The organism is Mesorhizobium sp. M5C.F.Ca.IN.020.32.2.1 (assembly GCF_004023105.1).
GTDB lineage: Bacteria > Pseudomonadota > Alphaproteobacteria > Rhizobiales > Rhizobiaceae > Mesorhizobium > Mesorhizobium wenxiniae.
Map to the genome: position 1 here is coordinate 1 of NZ_RZSX01000880.1, position 2,540 is coordinate 2,540.

Annotated in this window: 3 protein-coding genes and 1 pseudogene; all 4 read right to left on the reverse strand. The window is 64.0% G+C overall.

Annotation, left to right across the window (positions count from 1 at the left end):
- On the reverse strand, positions 1-430 hold a 430-nt coding region (locus tag EOA86_RS30300; RefSeq protein ID WP_128344986.1), incomplete at its 3' end, for an MBL fold metallo-hydrolase.
- A gap of 36 nt (positions 431-466) precedes the next feature.
- Positions 467-1,207: an ATP-binding cassette domain-containing protein gene (locus tag EOA86_RS30305; protein ID WP_095518898.1), complete on the reverse strand. Its 741-nt coding sequence runs from the start codon at positions 1,205-1,207 to the stop codon at positions 467-469.
- Positions 1,176-2,003 carry an ABC transporter permease gene (locus tag EOA86_RS30310; RefSeq protein ID WP_128344988.1) on the reverse strand — a complete coding sequence of 276 codons (828 nt, stop codon included), beginning with the start codon at positions 2,001-2,003 and terminating at the stop codon, positions 1,176-1,178. Before EOA86_RS30310 ends, EOA86_RS30305 begins: the two co-directional genes overlap by 32 nt.
- Positions 2,003-2,540, reverse strand: a pseudogene (locus tag EOA86_RS30315) (ABC transporter substrate-binding protein); the annotation flags it as partial. The gene EOA86_RS30310 and the pseudogene EOA86_RS30315, both read right to left, overlap by 1 nt.

Here is a 2,540-nt window from a genome sequence, read left to right on the forward strand (position 1 = left end):
CCTCGAGCGCGCGCGGCAGATTGCGATGGCCGACGATGGTCGCGCCGATCTCCCGGAATGCCGCATTGCCGAAGATGTGGTCGGGGTGCATGTGGGTGTTGATCAGGTAGCGAACCGGCCTGGCGGTTATTTTGCCGATCGCGGCGATGAAGGCGTTCGCCTCGATCAGGCTGCCGCCGCTGTCGATGACGGCAACAGCGTCGGTGCCGACGACGACGCCCAGGTTCGAGATGGCGCCCTGGTTGGCGGCGCTCATCATTGCATCGACGCCCCGGAAAGCGAAGACGCCGTCGGCGATTTTCCTGAGCTTGAATTCAAGGCCGGCCGCGGCGAGAGCGGCCCGCCCGTGGCAACAGGGCAGCATCGCGGCGCTGACCGCGGTGCAGGCGAAGCCGTTCACAAGCTTGCGTCGTACCCTGTCGATCGGCATGGCTTTCCCCACTATGCATTCCGAACCGTAAGGCGATCAGGCCCCGCCTGGGAATTTTTGATGGAACGACCGCAATAGGTCGCTCATCACCTGTGGATTGCGATATTGCCGCGGCAGCTTTACGTCGAACATGCCGAGCACATGGGCCGGCCGCTGCGCGAGAACGATTATGCGGTCCGACAGCATCAGCGCCTCGCGCAGATTGTGGGTTACCATCAGGGCCGTCGTAGGCCGCGCCGACCAGACGGTCAAAAGCAGGTGCCGAAGCCGTCCGGCAGTCCGTTCGTCGAGCGAGGCAAAGGGTTCGTCCAGGAAAAGCACCGCCGGTTCGGTGGCGAAGGCCCTGGCAAGTGCTGCCCTGCGCGCAAGCCCGAGCGAAAGCTCGGCCGGATAGAGCGAGCGCATGCCGGCGAGGCCGAGCGTGTCGAACAGCCCGTCGAGATTTTTCGTTCTCAGGCTTTTCGGCAGCGCCAGCCTGACATTCTGCTCCACCGTCCGCCACGGCAGCAAGATTGGCTCCTGGAATACGGCGGCGATCCGGTTGGAGCCGCCTTCAGGCAGTTGGAATGAGCCGGAAAAGTTCTTGTCCAATCCAAGCAGGATGCGCAGCGTCGTGGTCTTGCCGCAACCCGACGGTCCCAGCAAGCAGGCGAATTCGCCTTGCCGGACCTCGAAGGAAAGGTCCTGGAGCGCCGTGATCGAGACGCCTTGCGCGGACCTGAAGGTCTTTTCGGCGATGTCGACCCTAAGCGGGACGACGGCGCCAACGGGTTGCATGTCGTTCAACGGGCTGCACCAGAAGGAGTTCGATGACAAGCATCACCGCCACGAAAGCCAGCGTGTAGGCGAGGATGGCGGCGACGTCGAAGAGCTGGAAATAAAGATAGATCTGAAAGCCGACGCCGTTGGAGCGGCCGAGCAGTTCGACCACCAGGACAATCTTCCAGATGAGAGCGATGCCGGATCGTGAGGCGGCGGCAAGATAGGGCTGCAGTTGCGGCAGCAGGACGTGGCGGACACGGTCGAGAAGACCGAAGCGGTAGACGGCGGCCATTTCGGCGTAACTCGGATCAAGCGCTCTGGCGCCTTCGCGCATCGTCACCACGACATTGGGGATCTTGTTGACGGCAACCGCGCCAATCGCCGCCGCTTCGTTGAGGCCGAACCAGATGTAGGCGAGCACGATGACCACCAGGGCGGGAATGTTGAGGAACAGAACCACCCAGGGACTGAAGAGCCGGTCTGCGCTGCGGTGGCTGCCGAGGAGAACGCCGATGACCGAGCCAACAACCATCGCGACGACATATGCCGCGGCAACCCGGCCGAGTGTCGCGCCGAGATGGTAAAAAAGGTCGCCGTTCGCCGCCTCTGCGAGCAAAACCTGCCAAACCTGTCCCGGCCCTGGAAAGGCACGGCTCGGCCAGGCATTTGCCGCAAGACCCCACAGCAGGCAAAGCCCGAGCAGAGAGACCGCGACCGTCAGCACGGGTGTCAGCGCCGTTGCAAGGCTGGATTGGCTGGAGATGTCGGCCACGGCCCCCGGCGGGCGATCGCCGGTATCAGGTGCGCTCATTAAGGGAGCTCCTGCCAGAACGTGCCTGGCGCCATTTCCGGCGCGCGGCCGACCAGCTTTTCGCCGCCGATCTCGGCCAGCACGCGGTAGAGCTTGCCGGCGTCGGCCGCATCCTCGGCGACGGGGCGTCTGGGAATGCCCTCGCGATAGCGGTCACGCAGTTTGGCCAATTCCTTGCCCTGTGCGCGGATAATCGGCGCAAGGCGCAGCCACTCATCGTCGGATCTGGCCAGCAAGTCCTTGGACTCCGCCGAAGCCTTGATGAAGCCCCGGACGGCGGCCGGGTTTTCGTTCGCCCATTTGTCATGAAAGACATAGCCGAGCGCCGACACGGCGCCCGAGGCCCCGAGCGCTTTCGCCGCATCATCGACGCCGATCAGCCGACGAAAGCCGTTGGCCTCGAGGCGGGCGCAAAAATGCCAGAAGTTGAGCACCGCATCGAGTTCGCCTTGCATCGCCTTTTCCGAAATCAGCGGCGGCGCGCCAAAGACGATGTCGCTGGTTGCCGGCAGGTCGAGGCCGTGATCGCGTCTGGCC